Genomic DNA, 15,532 nt, shown 5'->3' with positions numbered 1-15,532 from the left:
TGACGTGTCGCGACCTCGCATCGTCACGACACCGCGTGCAGGCGACGGCTGGGGCGGGCGCCCTCCTCCAGCGCGTGCCGCAGTTCGTCGCGGTTCATCGAGGACCGGCCCGGGATGCCCCGTTCGGTGGCCAGCTTGTAGAGCTCCGCCTTGCTGAGTTCCGACAGGTCCCCCGCCCGGTCGGGCTCGTTCTGCCGCGCCGCCCTCTCGCCGGCTGCCTTCCCAGCCTCCGCGTTCCCGCCCGCTTCCTTCCCGCCCGCTTCCTTCCCGCCCGCTTCCTTCCCGCCGACCGCCTTCCCGCCCGCTGCCTCGCTCAGGCTGCGCTGCAGGACCTCCATCAGGTCGACCACGTTGGTGGACTCGGGGGCGGCCGTGGCGGCGACGATCTCCTTCCCGGTCAGCTTCGCCTCGACCAGCTCGCGGACCTGGGCGCCGTAGGTGTCGTGGTACTCCTCCGGGTCCCAGTCGGTGCTGAGCGCCTCGATCAGCTGCCGCGCGGCGGCGAGTTCCTTCTCCCGGGGTTCGGCCGCCTCGGGGAGGTTGTCGACCTCCCGGTGCGGGTCGCGGACCTCCTCCGCGTAGTGCATGGTCTGCAGCACCAGCAGGTCGTGCTCGGCCCGGACGGCAGCCAGGTACTGCTTGCCGCGCATCGAGAAGCTCGCCAGCCCGGCCCGGCCGGTGTCGGCCAGCGCGCGCAGCAGCAGCGCGTAGACGTGCGCATACTCCTTGCCCCGGGGGCCCAGGTAGTAGGTCTTGTCGAAGAAGATCGGGTCCACCTGTTCCAGCTGGACGAACCCGCTGATCTCGATCGTCCGGGAGCGGCCCGGCGACAGCTCCTCCAGCTCGGACGGCTCGAACACCACGTACTCGCCCTCGGCGACCTCGTACCCCTTGACGATGTCCCCGTACCCGACCTCCTTCCCGGTGCGCTCGTTCACCCGGAGGTTGCGCACCCGGTCGGACGTGCCGCGCTCCAGCTGCCGGAAGTGCGGGGAGTGGTCCTCGGTCGCCGAGTACAGCCCCACCGGGACGGTGACCAGCCCGAAGCTCAGCGTTCCGGTCCAGATCGGTCTGGCCATCTCCGGCCTCCTCGCCAGGTGCCCCCTTGGTGCCCCCTTTTTCTCACCCCGTCCATGCTCCTCTTCGCCGTCACGTCAGGCCACTCACCCTGCCCGGAGGCACCCTGGTAGGGGGGATGGAGGGCAGTACGGTGACCGCTCCGACGCAACACCCGTGGACGATCAGCCCGATGCTGGCGACGCCCAGCGAGCGCCGGGAGTTCGGCGCGGGCTGGATCCTGGAGCGCAAGCTCGACGGCATCCGGGCGCTGGCCCACCGCGACGGCGACCTCGTCCGGCTGCTCTCCCGCAACGGCAAGGACCTGTCCGCCGCCTACCCCGAACTGGTCGAGGCGCTGGCCCGCCAGCCGGTGCGCCGGTTCGTGGTGGACGGCGAGATCGTCGCACTCCACCACGGCGTGACCAGCTTCGAACGCCTCCAGCGCCGGATGCAGCTGCGCGAGCCCGCCCGCGCCCGGGCCACCGGGGTCGAGGTGACGTACTACCTGTTCGACCTGCTGCACCTGGAGGGGTACGACGCCACCGGCCTCCCGCTGCGCTTCCGCAAGCAGCTGCTGCGGCGCGCGATCCGGTACGGCGGGCCGTTGCGCTTCACCGTCCACCGCAACGCCGAGGGCACCGCGCCGCTGGCCGACGCCTGCGCCCGTGGCTGGGAGGGCCTGATCGCCAAGCGGGCCGACGCGCCGTACGTCCAGCGCCGCTCACCCGACTGGCTCAAGCTCAAGTGCTCGGCCTCCCAGGAGCTGGTGATCGGCGGTTGGACGGATCCGGCGGGGAGCCGGATCGGCTTCGGTGCCCTCCTGATGGGCCACTTCGAGGACGGACGGCTGCGCTACGCGGGCAAGGTCGGCACCGGTTTCGACGCCGCGACCCTGCGCGCGCTCGGCGCCGCGCTGGAGCAACTGGCACAGCCCGCCTCGCCGTTCGCGGATCCCGTCGCGGAGCGCGGCGCGCACTGGGTCGCCCCTCGGCTGATCGCACAGGTCGGCTTCAGCGGCTGGACCAGGGAGGGACGGCTGCGCCACCCGCGATTTCTGGGCCTGCGGACGGACAAGGACCCGCAGGACGTGACGCGGGAGCGGCCACCGGACGACGGCGCACCAGAGAGTGACACCGCGAGTGACACTTGAGACATGAACGAGTCTCGGCTGCCGGAGGACGGGGACATCTTCACCCCGCCCGTCGTCGTGCGCCCGCCCACGCACGGGGCACGGCCGTACCGCCGCGTCGAGATCTACGGCCGGACGGTCGGGCGGGCGACCGGCCCGGCGGACGTCGCCGAGTTCATCCGACGCGCGGGCGTCGAGGACCCCGACCTGGGCGATCCGGGCCTGGTCGGCTGGGAAGGCGGCGACGAGACGGTGTGGGAAGCCCGGTAAACCGTCGTTACTGCACCTGCTGAACCATCGAGGTATTCCCGCATAACTTCTCACAACCTCGCCAGTGGCACCTGGCAATTCGCCACATCCCTATGCGGTGACGCGGCGGTAACCCCGTTCAGCTGAAAGCTCAAAGAATGCTCAAATGACTCTTGACCTGCACTGATAACTGTCTGTGCGGCACAGGTGAATATAGCGCGATTGAATATAACTATTCGGATTCGGTGACTGTTGCGGAACAGGTTGGTCCGCTTAGGTTTGGGCAACTCTCAACCCCTGCCACCCCCGAGAGGTCATCTCCCCCATGGCATCTGTTGACCAACTCGCCCCCGCAGCCACCCCACCGACCGGTACGCCCGTCCGCAGCAGCAAGCTGCGCCGCGAGGTCGGACTGATCGGGCTGCTCTGGGCCTCCGTCGGTTCGATCATCGGCTCAGGCTGGCTCTTCGGCGCCAAGAACGCCGTCATCGTCGCCGGGCCGGCGGCCATCATCTCCTGGTGTATCGGCGCGGTGGCCATCGCGCTGCTGGCCTTCGTCCACGCCGAACTCGGCGGCCTGTTCGCCGTCGCCGGCGGCACCGCCCGCTACCCGCACTACACCTTCGGCGGCCTGGCCGGCATGTCCTTCGGCTGGTTCTCCTGGCTGCAGGCCGCGACGGTCGCACCGATCGAGGTCGAGGCCATGATCGGCTACGCCGGTCACTGGGACTTCGCCAAGCACTTCCTCAACCCGAACGGCACGCTCAGCGTCAGCGGATTCGTCGTCGCGGTCGCGCTCATGGGCGTATTCGTCGCCGTGAACTTCCTCGGCGTCCGGGTACTGGCCCGGACCAACAACGTGGCCACCTGGCTCAAGATCTTCGTCCCGCTGTTCACCATCTTCGTGCTGGCGATCAGCAACTTCCACGGCTCCAACTTCACCTCGCACGGCTTCGCGCCGTTCGGTGTCAAGGGTGTCCTGGGCGCGATCAGCACCAGCGGCATCATCTTCGCCCTGCTCGGCTTCGAGCAGGCGATCCAGCTCTCGGGCGAGAGCAAGAACCCCAAGCGCGACATCCCGCGCGCCGTGCTCGGCTCGGTCACCATCGGCACCCTGATCTACACCCTGCTGCAGGTGGTCTTCATCGGCGCGCTGCCCGTCGCCGCCTTCGCGGGCGGCTGGGACAAGCTGAACTTCCCCGGCATCAGCGGCCCGTTCGCCGGCCTCGCCACGGTCGTCGGGCTCGGCTGGCTCGCGATCGTGCTCTACTTCGACGCCATCGTCTCCCCCGGTGGCACCGGCCTGATCTACACCACCTCGACCTCGCGCATCTCGTACGGCCTGAGCAAGAACGGCTACGCGCCGCAGGTCTTCGAGCGCACCGACAAGCGCGGCGTGCCGTGGTTCGGCCTGATCATGGCCTTCGCCACCGGCGTGATCTGCTTCCTGCCCTTCCCCAGCTGGCAGACGCTGGTCGGCTTCATCACCTCGGCGAGCGTGCTGATGTACGCCGGCGCCCCGCTCGCCTTCGGCGCGCTGCGCAACCGCCTGCCGGACCGCGAGCGCTCCTACCGGCTGCCGGCCGGTGGCGTGGTCTCCCCGATCTCCTTCGTGGTCGCCAGCCTGATCATCTACTGGTCCGGCTGGGAGACCCTCTCCAAGCTGGGCTACGCCATCGTGCTCGGCTACGTGCTGCTCGGCGGCTACGCCGCGTACGCGATCAAGAAGGGCCTGCCCAACGCCCCTCGGCTGGACTGGAAGGCCGCGCAGTGGCTCCCGGTCTACCTGATCGGCATGGGCCTGATCTCCTGGCAGGGCGGTTTCGGCGGTGGCACCGGCGCGCTGCCGCTCTGGTGGGACATGGCGCTGATCGCCGCCTTCTCCCTCGGCATCTACTACTGGGCGATCAAGGTCGCGCTGCCCGCCGAAGAGATCGAGCGGAACGTGGAGGACATCGAGGTGGTCGACGGGGGCGGCCACTGACCCGCATCGCCTCCCGCAGGAGCCCGGCCGGTCCCCCGACCGGCCGGGCTCCTGCGGTTGTGGGACCGGCCGGTCGGTGATCCAGTGGAGACAGGCCGCAGCGGTGCCGCCGTCGGCCCCTCTGGTGCGCCCGTACCACGCAAGGAGGCCTTGCCGTCATGTCCGAAGCAAACGTCCCGTACACCACCAACAACGCCGGTGTCCCGGTCGAGAGCGACACGGATTCGCTGACCGTCGGACCGATCGGCCCGATCCTGCTCCACGACCACTACCTCATCGAGAAGATGGCCCAGTTCAACCGCGAACGGGTCCCCGAGCGGGTGGTGCACGCCAAGGGCGCGGGCGCCTACGGGCACTTCCAAGTGACCCAGGACGTCAGCCGGTTCACCAAGGCCGACCTCTTCCAGCCGGGCAAGCGGACCGACATGCTGGCCCGGTTCTCCACCGTCGCGGGCGAACAGGGCTCCCCCGACACTTGGCGCGACCCGCGCGGCTTCGCGCTCAAGTTCTACACCGAGCAGGGCAATTACGACCTGGTCGGCAACAACACCCCGGTCTTCTTCGTCCGGGACACCATCAAGTTCCAGGACTTCATCCGCTCGCAGAAGCGCCGCCCGGACAGCGGGCTGCGCGACAACGACATGCAGTGGGACTTCTGGACCCTCTCGCCGGAGTCCGCCCACATGGTCACCTGGCTGATGGGCGACCGGGGCATCCCGAAGACCTACCGCCACATGAACGGCTACGGCTCGCACACCTACAGCTGGGTCAACGCGGCCGGTGACCGGTACTGGGTCAAGTACCATTTCAAGACCGACCAGGGCATCGACTTCCTCACCCAGGCCGAGGCCGACCGGCTGGCCGGCGTCGACCCGGACTGCCACCGGCGCGACCTCTACGAGTCGATCGCGAACGGCAATCCGCCGTCCTGGACGCTGTACGTCCAGGTCATGCCCTTCGACGAGGCGTGGAACTACCGCTTCAACCCCTTCGACCTGACCAAGGTGTGGCCGCACGGCGACTACCCGCTGCAGGAGGTCGGCCGGATGACCCTCGACCGGAACCCGGACGACTACTTCGTCCACATCGAGCAGGCCGCCTTCGAACCCGCCAACCTGGTGCCCGGCATCGGCGTCTCCCCCGACAAGATGCTGCTCGGCCGGATCTTCTCCTACCCGGACACCCACCGGTACCGGATCGGCCCCAACTACGCCCAGCTGCCACCGAACCGGCCGCACGTCCCGGTGCACTCGTACGCCAAGGACGGGCCGATGCGCTTCGACGCGGCGCGGACCGCGCGGCCGTACGCGCCGAACTCCTACGGCGGTCCGGCCGCCCAGCCGGAGCTGTGGGGCGCGCCGCTCGGCTGGGACGTCGAGGGGACGATGGTCCGGCAGGCGTACCCGCTGCACCGCGAGGACGACGACTGGAGCCAGGCGGGCACCATGGTCCGCAACGTGCTGAACGACGCTCAGCGCGACCGGCTGGTGTCGAACGTCGCCGGCCATCTGCTCGGCGGGGTCTCGGCGCCCGTACTGGAGCGTGCGTTGCAGTACTGGCGCAACATCGACAAGGACCTCGGCGACCGGATCGCCAGCAAGGTCAACGGCAAGTAGGCGTACCGGCCGAGGCCGCCCCGGGCCCGACTGCCCGGGGCGGCCTCGGCCTGTGCCGGGCGTGCTGGTGCCACGGGCCTGGCTGCCGTTCCGGGCCCGTTGTCCCGGGCCCGCCGTTGCTCCCGCCCACGCCGATGATGACGGCGACGTCGTCCGAGCGGCGACCACGTCACGCCGCTCCGCGAGCCACGTCGCGTCGGCGTTCCACGTGCGCAGGGTCGCACCGAGTACCGCAGCCACGTCGGGCCCCGGCGTCAGCTTCACCTGCACCACGACCTTCACGGGATGACCAGGTTGAAGCCTCGACGCAGCGCCTCGTAACGGGAGTCACCCGGGACCACCCCGATGGGAACAGCTGCCATGGCGACCTCCTGGACCGACGCCAGAAGAGTGACTGAAAGCTATCACTCGCACACCATGAGCAACTCCGCCATTCGGGTGAATGCTACCGGCACGACCCATCGCCCCGACTGACTCCGACTCGCTCCGCCCGTTGACAACGCGGATCCATCGAAGGGATTCTAAGCAAGCGCTTAGTCACCCACTCCAGCTGCTGAGGACGCCATGAGCGATGAGTACCCAGATGCCCCACCCGGCCTCGACCTCGCGCGGGTGCGCGAGCACCTCGACGACCGGCTGCCCGGCGCGGTACGGGGGCCGCTGCGGGCCAGGCTGTTCGAGGGCGGGCGGTCGAACCTGACGTACCTGCTGGAGGACGGCCACAGCCGCTGGGTGCTGCGCCGGCCCCCGCTCGGGCACGTGCTGGCCACTGCGCACGACATGGCGCGCGAGCACCGGGTGCTGGCTGCCCTGCACCCCACCCGGGTACCGGTGCCGAAGCCGCTGCTGCTGGTCGAGGCCGCCTCGGTGACCGGCGCGCCGTTCTACCTGATGGAGTACGTCGAGGGCACCCCGCACCGGGAGGCCGAGGCGCTCGCCGCGCTCGGCGAGGAGCGGGTGCACGCCCTCGGGATGCACCTCACGGACACCCTGGTCGAGCTGCACGCGATCGATCCGGCGGCCGTCGGGCTGGCGGACTTCGGGCGGCCCGAAGGCTTCCTGGAGCGCCAACTCCGAAGGTGGGGACGGCAGTTGGATGCCTCGCGGAGCCGCGAGGTGCCCGGCATCGACGAGCTGCACCAGCAGTTGGCCGACACGCTGCCCGTCTCGCCCGCCCCCGCCCTGGTGCACGGCGACTACCGGCTGGACAACGTCCTGGTCGGCCCGGACGACCGGATCCGCGCCGTACTGGACTGGGAGATGTCCACCCTCGGCGACCCGCTGACCGACCTCGGGCTGCTGGTGATGTACACCGAACTGGCCCGCCAGTACGACGGCATCCTGCCCGGCGCCGCGCTCGCCCCCGGCTTCCCCGCCACCGCCGAGCTGGTCGCCCGCTACGCCGACGACTCCGGCCGGGACGTCGCGGCGCTCGGCTGGTACGTCGGCTTCGCCTCGTTCAAGCTCGCGGTGGTGCTGGAGGGCATCCACTACCGGTTCAACCAGGGCGGTACGGTCGGCAGCGGCTTCGACCGCGTCGGCGAACTCGTGCCGCTCTTCGTGCAGTTCGGCCTCACCTCGATCAAGGAGCGGTGACCGTGGAGTTCTCCTACGACGGACGGACCGAGGAGCTGCGCGGGCAGCTGCTGGCCTTCATGGACGAGTACGTGTACCCGGCCGAGCCGGTGCTCGCCACCCAACTCGCCGACCCGGAACGCGAACCGTGGACCATCCCGCCCGTCATCGGCGAGCTGCAGGCCGCCGCCCGCGAGAAGGGGCTCTGGAATCTCTTCTTGCCGGGCGAGTTGGGCGCCGGGCTGACCAACCTCCAGTACGCGCCGCTCGCCGAGATCACCGGTCGCTCGGTCCTGCTCGCTCCCGCCGCGCTCAACTGCGCCGCTCCGGACACCGGGAACATGGAGCTGCTGGCCCAGTTCGGCGACGAGGCCCAGCGCAAGCAGTGGCTGGAGTCGCTGCTCGCGGGCGAGATCCGCTCGGCGTTCGCGATGACCGAGCCCGAGGTGGCCTCCTCCGACGCCACCAACATCACCACCCGGATCGAGCGGGACGGCGACGACTACGTCGTCAACGGCCGCAAGTGGTACATCACCGGGGCGATGAACCCGGCCTGCCGCATCTTCATCGTGATGGGCAAGACCGATCCCACCGCCGCCACCCACCGGCAGCAGAGCATGATCCTGGTGCCCCGCGACACCCCGGGCGTCACGGTGAAGCGCGGGATGAAGGTGTTCGGGTACGAGGACACCGACCACGGCGGGCACGCCGAGATCCTGTTCGAGAACGTCCGGGTGCCGGCCGCCAACCTGATCGGCGAGGAGGGCTCCGGCTTCGCCATCGCACAGGCCCGGCTCGGCCCCGGCCGCATCCACCACTGCATGCGGGCGATCGGAATCGGGGAACGGGCACTGGAGTTGATGTGCCGACGGGTCACCGAGCGGGTCGCCTTCGGCCGACCGCTCGCCGAGCAGAGCGTCGTGCAGGACTGGATCGCCGAGTCCCGGGTACGGATCGAGCAGGCCCGGCTGCTGGTGCTCAAGACGGCCTGGCTGATGGACACCGCCGGCAACCGGGGGGCGCACACCGAGATCCAGGCCATCAAGATCGCCGTACCGGCAGCCGTCGAATGGATCCTCGACAAGGCCGTCCAGGCGCACGGCGCCGCCGGAGTCAGCCAGGACACCCCGCTCGCCCAACTCTGGGCGGGCAACCGCACCCTACGGCTGGCCGACGGCCCCGACGAGGTGCACAAGCGCTCGCTCGCCCGCCGCGAGCTCAAGCGCTACCAGCCTATGCAGCAGGAGGGCTGACGTGGACATCCGCGACCAGGTCCGCGACTTCCTCGCGGAGCACGACCCCACCGAGTCGGACCGGCTCGACTTCCTGCGCGCCCGCTTCGACGCCGGGCTCGCCTGGGTGCACTTCCCGGTCGGGCTCGGCGGGTTGGGACTGCCGCGCGCCCTGCAGGCGGTGGTGGACGCCGAGTTGGCCGCCGCCGGAGCTCCCGACAACGACCCGCGCCGGATCGGCATCGGGCTCGGCATGGCGGCCCCGACCATCCTGCGCTACGGCACCGAGGAGCAGAAGTCCCGCTTCCTGCGCCCGCTCTGGACGGGCGAGGAGGTCTGGTGCCAGCTGTTCAGCGAGCCCGGCGCCGGCTCCGACCTGGCCGCGCTCGGCACCCGGGCCGTCCTCGATGGCGACACCTGGACGGTGGACGGCCAGAAGGTCTGGACGTCCAGCGCGCACACCGCCCGCTGGGCCATCCTGATCGCCCGCACCGACCCGGACCTGCCCAAGCACCGGGGCATCACGTACTTCGTCTGCGACATGACCGACCCCGGGGTCGACGTCCGCCCACTGCGGCAGATCACCGGCGAGGCCGAGTTCAACGAGGTCTTCCTGACCGGCGTGCGCATCCCCGACGCGCACCGGCTCGGCGCCGTCGGCGAGGGCTGGCAGGTCGCCCAGACCACCCTGAACAACGAGCGGGTGGCGATCGGCGGACAGGCCATGCCGCGCGAGGGCGGCATGATCGGCGTGGTCGCCGCGACCTGGCGGCAGCGGCCCGAACTCCGAAGCCACGAGCTGCACCAGCGCCTGCTGAGGAGCTGGACGGACGCCGAGGTGGCCCGGCTCACCGGCGAGCGGCTGCGCCAGCAGCTCTCGCAGGGCCAGCCGGGGCCGGAGGGAGCCGCGATGAAGCTGGCCTTCGCCCGGCTCGCCCAGGAGTTGAGCGGTCTGGAGGTCGAACTGCTCGGCGAGGAGGGCCTCGGCTACGACGACTGGACGATGACCCGGCCGGAGCTCGTCGACTTCAACGGCCGCGAGGCCGGGTACCGCTACCTGCGTGCCAAGGGCAACTCGATCGAGGGCGGCACCTCGGAGATCCTGCGCAACATCATCGCCGAACGGGTGCTCGGCCTGCCGTCCGAACCGCGCACCGACAAGGACCTGCCCTGGAAGGAACTCCCGCGATGAGCACGACGCAGCCCGATCTGCTGTACTCCGAGATCGAGGAGGAACTCCGTTCCAGTGTAAGAGCGTTGCTCACCGACCACTGCCCGCCGAGTGCCATTCTCGCCCGCTGCGAGAGCGCGCGGCCGTACGACCTCGGGCTCTGGCGCAGCCTCGCCGCCGAACTGGGCGCGGCCGGGCTCCAGGTGCCCGAGGAGTACGGCGGCGCGGGGGCGAGTCTGCGCGAGACGGCCGTGGTGATGGAGGAGTTGGGCCGCAGCGTGGCGCCGGTGCCGTTCCTCGGCAGTGCCGTGCTGGCCACCACCCTCCTACTGGCCTGCGGCGCAGCCGAGTTGCTGCCCGAGTTGCTGCCCGCGCTGGCTGACGGCACCCGGACGGCGGCTCTCGCGGTGCCGCTCTCCACCGCCCCCGGCGCGGCCTTCCCCACCGGCGTCCGGGCGGCGGCGGACGGGACGTTGAGCGGACGGCTGACCTCCGTCGCGGACGCGTCGGCGGCGGATCTGCTGCTGGTACCGGCAGTTGGCGTCGACGGACCCGGGCTGTACGCGGTGGAGGCGGCCGCGGCAGGCGTACGGGTGGTCCGGCGAACCTCGCTGGACCTGACCCGGCCGGTGTCGGACGTGACCCTGGAGGGCACCCCCGCACGGAAGTTGGCCGGTCCGGAGACCGCCCCCGCCGCGCTGGAACGCGCTCTACTGACCGGGGCGGGGCTGCTGGCCTCCGAGCAGCTGGGCCTCGCCGAGTGGTGCCTCGGCACGACCGTGGCGTACCTGAAGGAGCGCCGGCAGTTCGGCCGGGCGCTCGGCTCCTTCCAGGCCCTGAAGCACCGGCTGGCCGACCTCTGGCTCGAGACGGTCGGCGCGAGGGCCGCCGCCCGGTACGCGGCGGACGCGTTGGCGACCGGCAGCCCGGACGTGGCGGTGGCGGTGGCGGTCGCCCAGGCGCACTGCGGGGCACTGGCCGTACGGGCGGCCGAGGAGTGCGTCCAGTTGCACGGCGGCATCGGCATGACCTGGGAACACCCGGCCCACCTCTACCTGAAGCGCGCCAAGGCCGACCAACTCGCCCTGGGCACACCGGGCCACCACCGGAACGCCTTGGCAGCACTGGTGGACCTGCCGGGGCCGGTCGGGTAGGCAACCAGCACCACAAGGGGCGCGAGGCCGAGCCTCGCGCCCCTTGACTGAACCAGCCTAGGCGAGGACGACGATCCGTCCGGTCGAGACTCCGTCGGCGACCCGCTGGACGCCTTCGGCCGCGCGGTCGAACGGGAGTCGCTCGCTGACCAGTGGGCGGATCACGCCCTTGGCCGCGAGGGCGGTCAGTTCGGTGTGGGCGGCGCGGACGGACTGCGGGTCGCGGGTGGCGTAGAGGCCCCAGTGCAGGCCCAGGATCGAGTAGTTCTTCACCAGCGCGTGGTTGAGGCCGGGCGAGGGGATGGTCCCGCTCGCGAAGCCGACCACCAGGATCCGGCCCTCGAAGGCGACGCACTTGGTGGAGCCGGTGTACGCCGCGCCGCCGACCGGGTCGAAGACCACGTCCGCGCCGCGTCCGCCGGTGGCCTCCTTGACCGCCGCGACGAAGTCCCCGGCCCGCCGGTCGATCACCACGTCCGCGCCCAACTCGCGGGCCACAGCGGCCTTGTCGGCGCCGCCGACCACGCCGATGACGGTCGCGCCGGCCGCCTTGCCGAGCTGGACCGCCGCGCTGCCGACCCCGCCGGCCGCCGCGTGCACCAGCAGCGTCTCGCCCGCGCGGAGCGCGGCCCGGCGGTGCAGGCCGAACCAGGCGGTCTGGTAGCCGATGTGCAGCGCGGCCGCCTCGGCGTCGTCGAGGGCGGCGGGCGCGGGGAAGACGTTCGCCGCGTCCATCAGCGCGTACTCGGCGAAGGCCCCGGCGGGCAGCAGCGGGGTGCCGATCACCCGTTCCCCGGTGGGTTCATCGGCCACCACCTCACCGCACAGCTCCACGCCGGGGGTGAACGGCAGTGGCGGGCGCACCTGGTAGTGCCCCCGGCACATCAGCGCGTCGGGGAAGTTGACCGACGCGGCGCGTACCTTCACCAGCAACTGCCCGGCAGCGGGCTCGGGTTGCGGTACGTCCTGGTGCAGCCGCATCACCTCACCCGGCTCGCCGAGAGCTCCGACCTGCCATGCACGCATCTCGTTCAGCCCTTCTCGGGGGTCTTGGCAGTGCCCTGGTCGATGGTCTGCTGGAGCCGGTTCATGCCGTCCAGCCAGTGGTCCGGCGCGGTGGCCCGGGCCGCGTAGAAACCGGCCGTCTCGGAGTGCGGCAGGATCAGGAACTCCCCGGCCGCGATGGAGCGCAGCGTGGTCTCGGCGACCGCGGCGGGTTCGATCGCGGTGGGTGCCAGCAGTACCTCCCCCGCCCGGCCGGTGGCGTCGAGCATCCTGGTCCGGACGCCCTGCGGGCAGAGTGCGTGCACCCGCAGGCCCCGGTGCCGGTAGGTGGCGGAGAGCCACTCGGCGAAGGCGAGGGCGCCGTGCTTGGTGACGGCGTAGGGGGCGGCGTCGAGCATGGTGAGCAGCCCGGCGGCGGAGACGGTGGCGACGAAGCGGCCTTCGCCGCGCTCCAGCCAGTCGGGGAGCAGCTGCTCGGCCGCCCGGACGTGGGACATCACGTTGACGTCCCAGGCGGTGGCCCAGGCCTTCGGCCCGGCGTCGGCGCCGCCGCCGACCGCCGCGCCCGCGTTGGCGCAGTAGACGTCGATGGCGCCGAGGTGCTTGCGGGCGGCGGCGATCAGCTCGGCGACACCCTCCGCACCGGCCGCATCGCCGGGAGCGGCGAAGCCGCCGATCCGCTCGGCGACCGCGCGGGCCGAGTCCGCGTCGAGGTCGTTGACCACGACCCGGGCGCCCTGGGCGGCGAACGCCTCGGCGAGGGCGGCGCCGATGCCGTGCCCGGCGCCCGTGACGACGACGCCCTGTCCCGCGACGCCCTGTCCGGCGAGGCTCTGTCCGGCGAGGCCGCTCACATGCCACCGCCGAGGGTCACGCCGCCGTCGACCACCAGGGTCTGCCCGGTGATCCAGGAGGCGTCCTCGGAGAGCAGGAAGGCGACGGCCCCGGCGACGTCCTCCGGAAGCCCGAGCCGCTTCATCGGGTAGGCGCGGATCACCTTCTCCTCGCGGCCCTCGTACAGGGCCTCGGCGAACTTGGTCTTGATGATGGCGGGGGCGACGGCGTTGACCCGGATGTCCGGGCCGAGTTCGGCGGCCAGCTCCATGGTCAGCCGTATCAGGGCGGCCTTGCTCACGCCGTACATGCCGATGCCGGCGGAGGTGCGCAGGCCCGCGATGGAGGCGACGTTGACCACCGCGCCGCCGTGCTCGCCCATCCAGGCGGCGTACGCGTGGCGCGTCCAGGCCAGCGGGGCCAGCACGTTGACGGCGAAGATCTTCGCCGCCGCCTCCGGGTCGGTTTCCAGCACGGAACCGTAGACCGGGTTGATGCCGGTGTTGTTCACGAGGAAGTCCAGGCGGCCGAACGCCTCCATGGTGCGGGCCACCGCCTCCTCCTGGTGGGCGGGGTCGTCGGCCTTGCCCGCGACGGCGATCGCGTGGTCCGGGCCGCCGAGGTCACGTACGGCTTCGGCGAGCGGCTCGGCGCCACGCGCGGTGACGCAGACCTTGGCACCGCGCTCGACCAGTTCGCGCGCGATGCCGAGGCCGATGCCCCGGCTTGCTCCGGTGACCACGGCCACCCGGCCCTTGAACGAAGGCGTCATCGCCCATCCTCTCCGACGACAGTGCTGACTGGATTGACTGCGTGGCCTGACTAAGCGCTTGCTTAGCATGTTGGCGGCGGGCCACACTGTCAACCGTCCGGACCGTCCGGCCCCGGACCCGGCACCTCCCGTCTGCGAGGATGACCACATGACCGACCAAGCAGCCGCCGACCTCTGGCCCATAGAGCACCCCGGCACGCACCCTGGGGCGCACGCCGGAGTGCACGCCGGGGAGCGGCCGGAGGCCGCCCGGCGCCTGCTGCTCGCGGCCGTGGACTCCTTCGCCCGGCGCGGCTACCACGCCACCACCACCCGGGACATCGCCACCGCCGCCGGGATGAGCCCGGCCGCCCTCTACATCCACTACCCCTCGAAGGCCGCCCTGCTCTCCGAGATCAGCCGGACGGGCCACCAGGCCACCCTGGACCTGGTCGAGAACGCCGCCCACACCGACGGCGACCCGGTCGACCGGATGCGCCGCCTGGTCGAGGACTTCACCTCCTGGCACGCCCGGGGCCACACCGTGGGACGGATCGTCAACCACGAGCTGCTCGCCCTGCCGGAGGAGGACTTCGCCGTCGTCGCCGAGCTGCGCCGCCGGATCGAGGAGACCGTCCGCCGGCTGATCGACGAGGGCGTTGCCGCCGGGTCGTTCGACGTACCGGACGTCCGCACCGCCGCGCGCGCCGTCACCTCGCTGGGCATCGACGTCGCCCGCTGGTACAGCGAGCGCAGCAGCGAGAGCCCGGAGGAACTCGGCCGCCGCTACGGGGTCCTGGTGCTGCGCATGCTGGGCGCCTCGGGCTGACCGATGACCGGAGCGCCGGACCCGGCGCTCACCCCTTCGGGTTGATCACCGAGAACAGGCCACCCTCCGCGTCCCGCAGCCGGGCCACCCGCCCGTACGGGCTGTCCGCAGGCGCGTCCACCGCCGCCCCGCCCAGCTCGACGGCCCGCTCGACCGCCCGGTCCGTGTCGGCGACCGAGAAGAAGACCTCCCAGTGCGGCGCGACATCGGCGGCCCGCCGCAGGGACGCCACGCTGTGCCCGTCGGCCCGCAGCACCACCCGCTCGTGCTCGTACCGCACCTCGAAGTGGCTCGGGTCCCGGCCGTCCCAACCGAAGACCTCGCCGTAGAACAGGGCCGCCGCGAACGGGTCGGCGGTCCGCAGCTCGATCCAGACCGGCGCCCCGGGCGACTCCACCCAGGTGGCGCAGCCGAGATCCCCCTCCCAGATGCCGAAGGCCGCGCCCATCGGGTCCGAGGCGAGCGCGAGCCGCCCGGCGTCGAAGGCGAGCGGCCCGACGGCGAGGGTGCCGCTGCGCTCGCGGACCCGGTCGGCCGTCACGTCGGCGGCCTCCGTACCGAAGTACGTCGTCCAGGCGACCGGCGGCTGCCAGTCCCCCGCCACCGAGCCGATCCCGGCGACCTCGACCCCGTCGACCACGGCGCGTACGTACGGGCCCCAGTGGTCCGGACCGCGCTCGAACTCCCAGCCCAGCAGCGGGCCGTAGAAGGACTGCGCGACCTCCGGATCGTGGGCCATCAGGCTGACCCAGCACGGGGCCGCCGGCACACAGCGCACCCTGACGGTCTGCTCGCTCAACAGAGCCCCTCCTCCGGTCCTGGCCGACGTACCGGTCCTGGATTCACTCACCGGTGCCGGCTGACTTCAGCGTAGGCGCAGCCACCGGCGACGGCGCGGTCCGCCTCGCGCGGTGGTGGCGCGGTCCGCCTCGCGCGGTGGTGGC

14 protein-coding genes are annotated in these 15,532 nt (G+C 71.5%); 9 read left to right on the top strand and 5 right to left on the bottom strand.

The features are described from left to right. Positions 1 to 23: 23 nt before the first annotated feature. Positions 24 to 1,079, bottom strand: a complete 1,056-nt coding sequence (locus P3T29_RS08725) for a Ku protein (RefSeq protein WP_280715713.1) — start codon at positions 1,077 to 1,079, stop codon at positions 24 to 26. Between the two features lie 170 nt (positions 1,080 to 1,249). On the opposite strand from P3T29_RS08725, the gene ligD reads away from it, so the two are divergent. From ligD to P3T29_RS08685, 8 genes are all read left to right on the top strand, one after another. Next, positions 1,250 to 2,209 (top strand): non-homologous end-joining DNA ligase, encoded by a 960-nt coding sequence (gene ligD, locus P3T29_RS08720; RefSeq protein ID WP_280715779.1) that lies wholly within the window; start codon positions 1,250 to 1,252, stop codon positions 2,207 to 2,209. Positions 2,210 to 2,212: 3 nt separating this feature from the next. Continuing rightward, positions 2,213 to 2,458 (top strand): hypothetical protein, encoded by a 246-nt coding sequence (locus P3T29_RS08715; protein ID WP_280715712.1) that lies wholly within the window; start codon positions 2,213 to 2,215, stop codon positions 2,456 to 2,458. 304 nt (positions 2,459 to 2,762) lie between these two features. After that, the gene (locus tag P3T29_RS08710) at positions 2,763 to 4,421 is read left to right on the top strand and encodes an APC family permease (RefSeq protein ID WP_280715711.1); all 1,659 of its coding nucleotides are present in this window, start codon (positions 2,763 to 2,765) and stop codon (positions 4,419 to 4,421) included. 158 nt (positions 4,422 to 4,579) lie between these two features. After that, a complete protein-coding gene (locus P3T29_RS08705) occupies positions 4,580 to 6,037 on the top strand; it encodes a catalase (RefSeq protein WP_280715710.1) in 1,458 nt (485 codons plus the stop codon). 564 nt (positions 6,038 to 6,601) lie between these two features. Beyond that, positions 6,602 to 7,633 carry a phosphotransferase family protein gene (locus P3T29_RS08700; protein WP_280715709.1) on the top strand — a complete coding sequence of 344 codons (1,032 nt, stop codon included), beginning with the start codon at positions 6,602 to 6,604 and terminating at the stop codon, positions 7,631 to 7,633. A gap of 2 nt (positions 7,634 to 7,635) precedes the next feature. Continuing rightward, positions 7,636 to 8,865, top strand: a complete 1,230-nt coding sequence (locus tag P3T29_RS08695; protein ID WP_280715708.1) for an acyl-CoA dehydrogenase family protein — start codon at positions 7,636 to 7,638, stop codon at positions 8,863 to 8,865. 1 nt (position 8,866) lies between these two features. After that, positions 8,867 to 10,036, top strand: coding sequence for an acyl-CoA dehydrogenase family protein (locus P3T29_RS08690; protein WP_280715707.1), 1,170 nt, complete (start codon positions 8,867 to 8,869; stop codon positions 10,034 to 10,036). Beyond that, on the top strand, positions 10,033 to 11,169 hold the full coding sequence (locus tag P3T29_RS08685; RefSeq protein ID WP_280715706.1) for an acyl-CoA dehydrogenase family protein: 1,137 nt from the start codon (positions 10,033 to 10,035) through the stop codon (positions 11,167 to 11,169). Before P3T29_RS08690 ends, P3T29_RS08685 begins: the two co-directional genes overlap by 4 nt. A 57-nt stretch (positions 11,170 to 11,226) precedes the next feature. Here the strand turns inward: P3T29_RS08685 and P3T29_RS08680 are convergent, their stop codons facing one another. Genes P3T29_RS08680 through P3T29_RS08670 form a run of 3 tightly spaced genes read right to left on the bottom strand, consistent with a single transcriptional unit; the run spans position 11,227 to position 13,780 of the window. Beyond that, complete coding sequence (locus tag P3T29_RS08680; protein ID WP_280715705.1) at positions 11,227 to 12,195, bottom strand: NADPH:quinone oxidoreductase family protein; 969 nt, start codon at positions 12,193 to 12,195, stop codon at positions 11,227 to 11,229. Positions 12,196 to 12,200: 5 nt separating this feature from the next. After that, a complete protein-coding gene (locus P3T29_RS08675) occupies positions 12,201 to 13,028 on the bottom strand; it encodes an SDR family oxidoreductase (protein WP_280715704.1) in 828 nt (275 codons plus the stop codon). Then, a complete protein-coding gene (locus P3T29_RS08670; protein ID WP_280715703.1) occupies positions 13,025 to 13,780 on the bottom strand; it encodes an SDR family oxidoreductase in 756 nt (251 codons plus the stop codon). Before P3T29_RS08670 ends, P3T29_RS08675 begins: the two co-directional genes overlap by 4 nt. A 148-nt stretch (positions 13,781 to 13,928) precedes the next feature. Between P3T29_RS08670 and P3T29_RS08665 the strand changes: the two genes are divergently transcribed. Further along, positions 13,929 to 14,588 carry a TetR/AcrR family transcriptional regulator gene (locus P3T29_RS08665; RefSeq protein ID WP_280715702.1) on the top strand — a complete coding sequence of 220 codons (660 nt, stop codon included), beginning with the start codon at positions 13,929 to 13,931 and terminating at the stop codon, positions 14,586 to 14,588. 28 nt (positions 14,589 to 14,616) lie between these two features. On the opposite strand, the gene P3T29_RS08660 is transcribed toward P3T29_RS08665, so the two are convergent. After that, positions 14,617 to 15,387: a VOC family protein gene (locus P3T29_RS08660; RefSeq protein WP_280715701.1), complete on the bottom strand. Its 771-nt coding sequence runs from the start codon at positions 15,385 to 15,387 to the stop codon at positions 14,617 to 14,619. Positions 15,388 to 15,532 lie beyond the last annotated feature (145 nt).

The organism is Kitasatospora sp. MAP5-34 (genome assembly GCF_029894335.1).
Lineage (GTDB): Bacteria > Actinomycetota > Actinomycetes > Streptomycetales > Streptomycetaceae > Kitasatospora.
The sequence above is the reverse complement of the archived record's forward strand: the minus strand, read 5'-3'. Positions and strand labels throughout refer to the sequence as shown.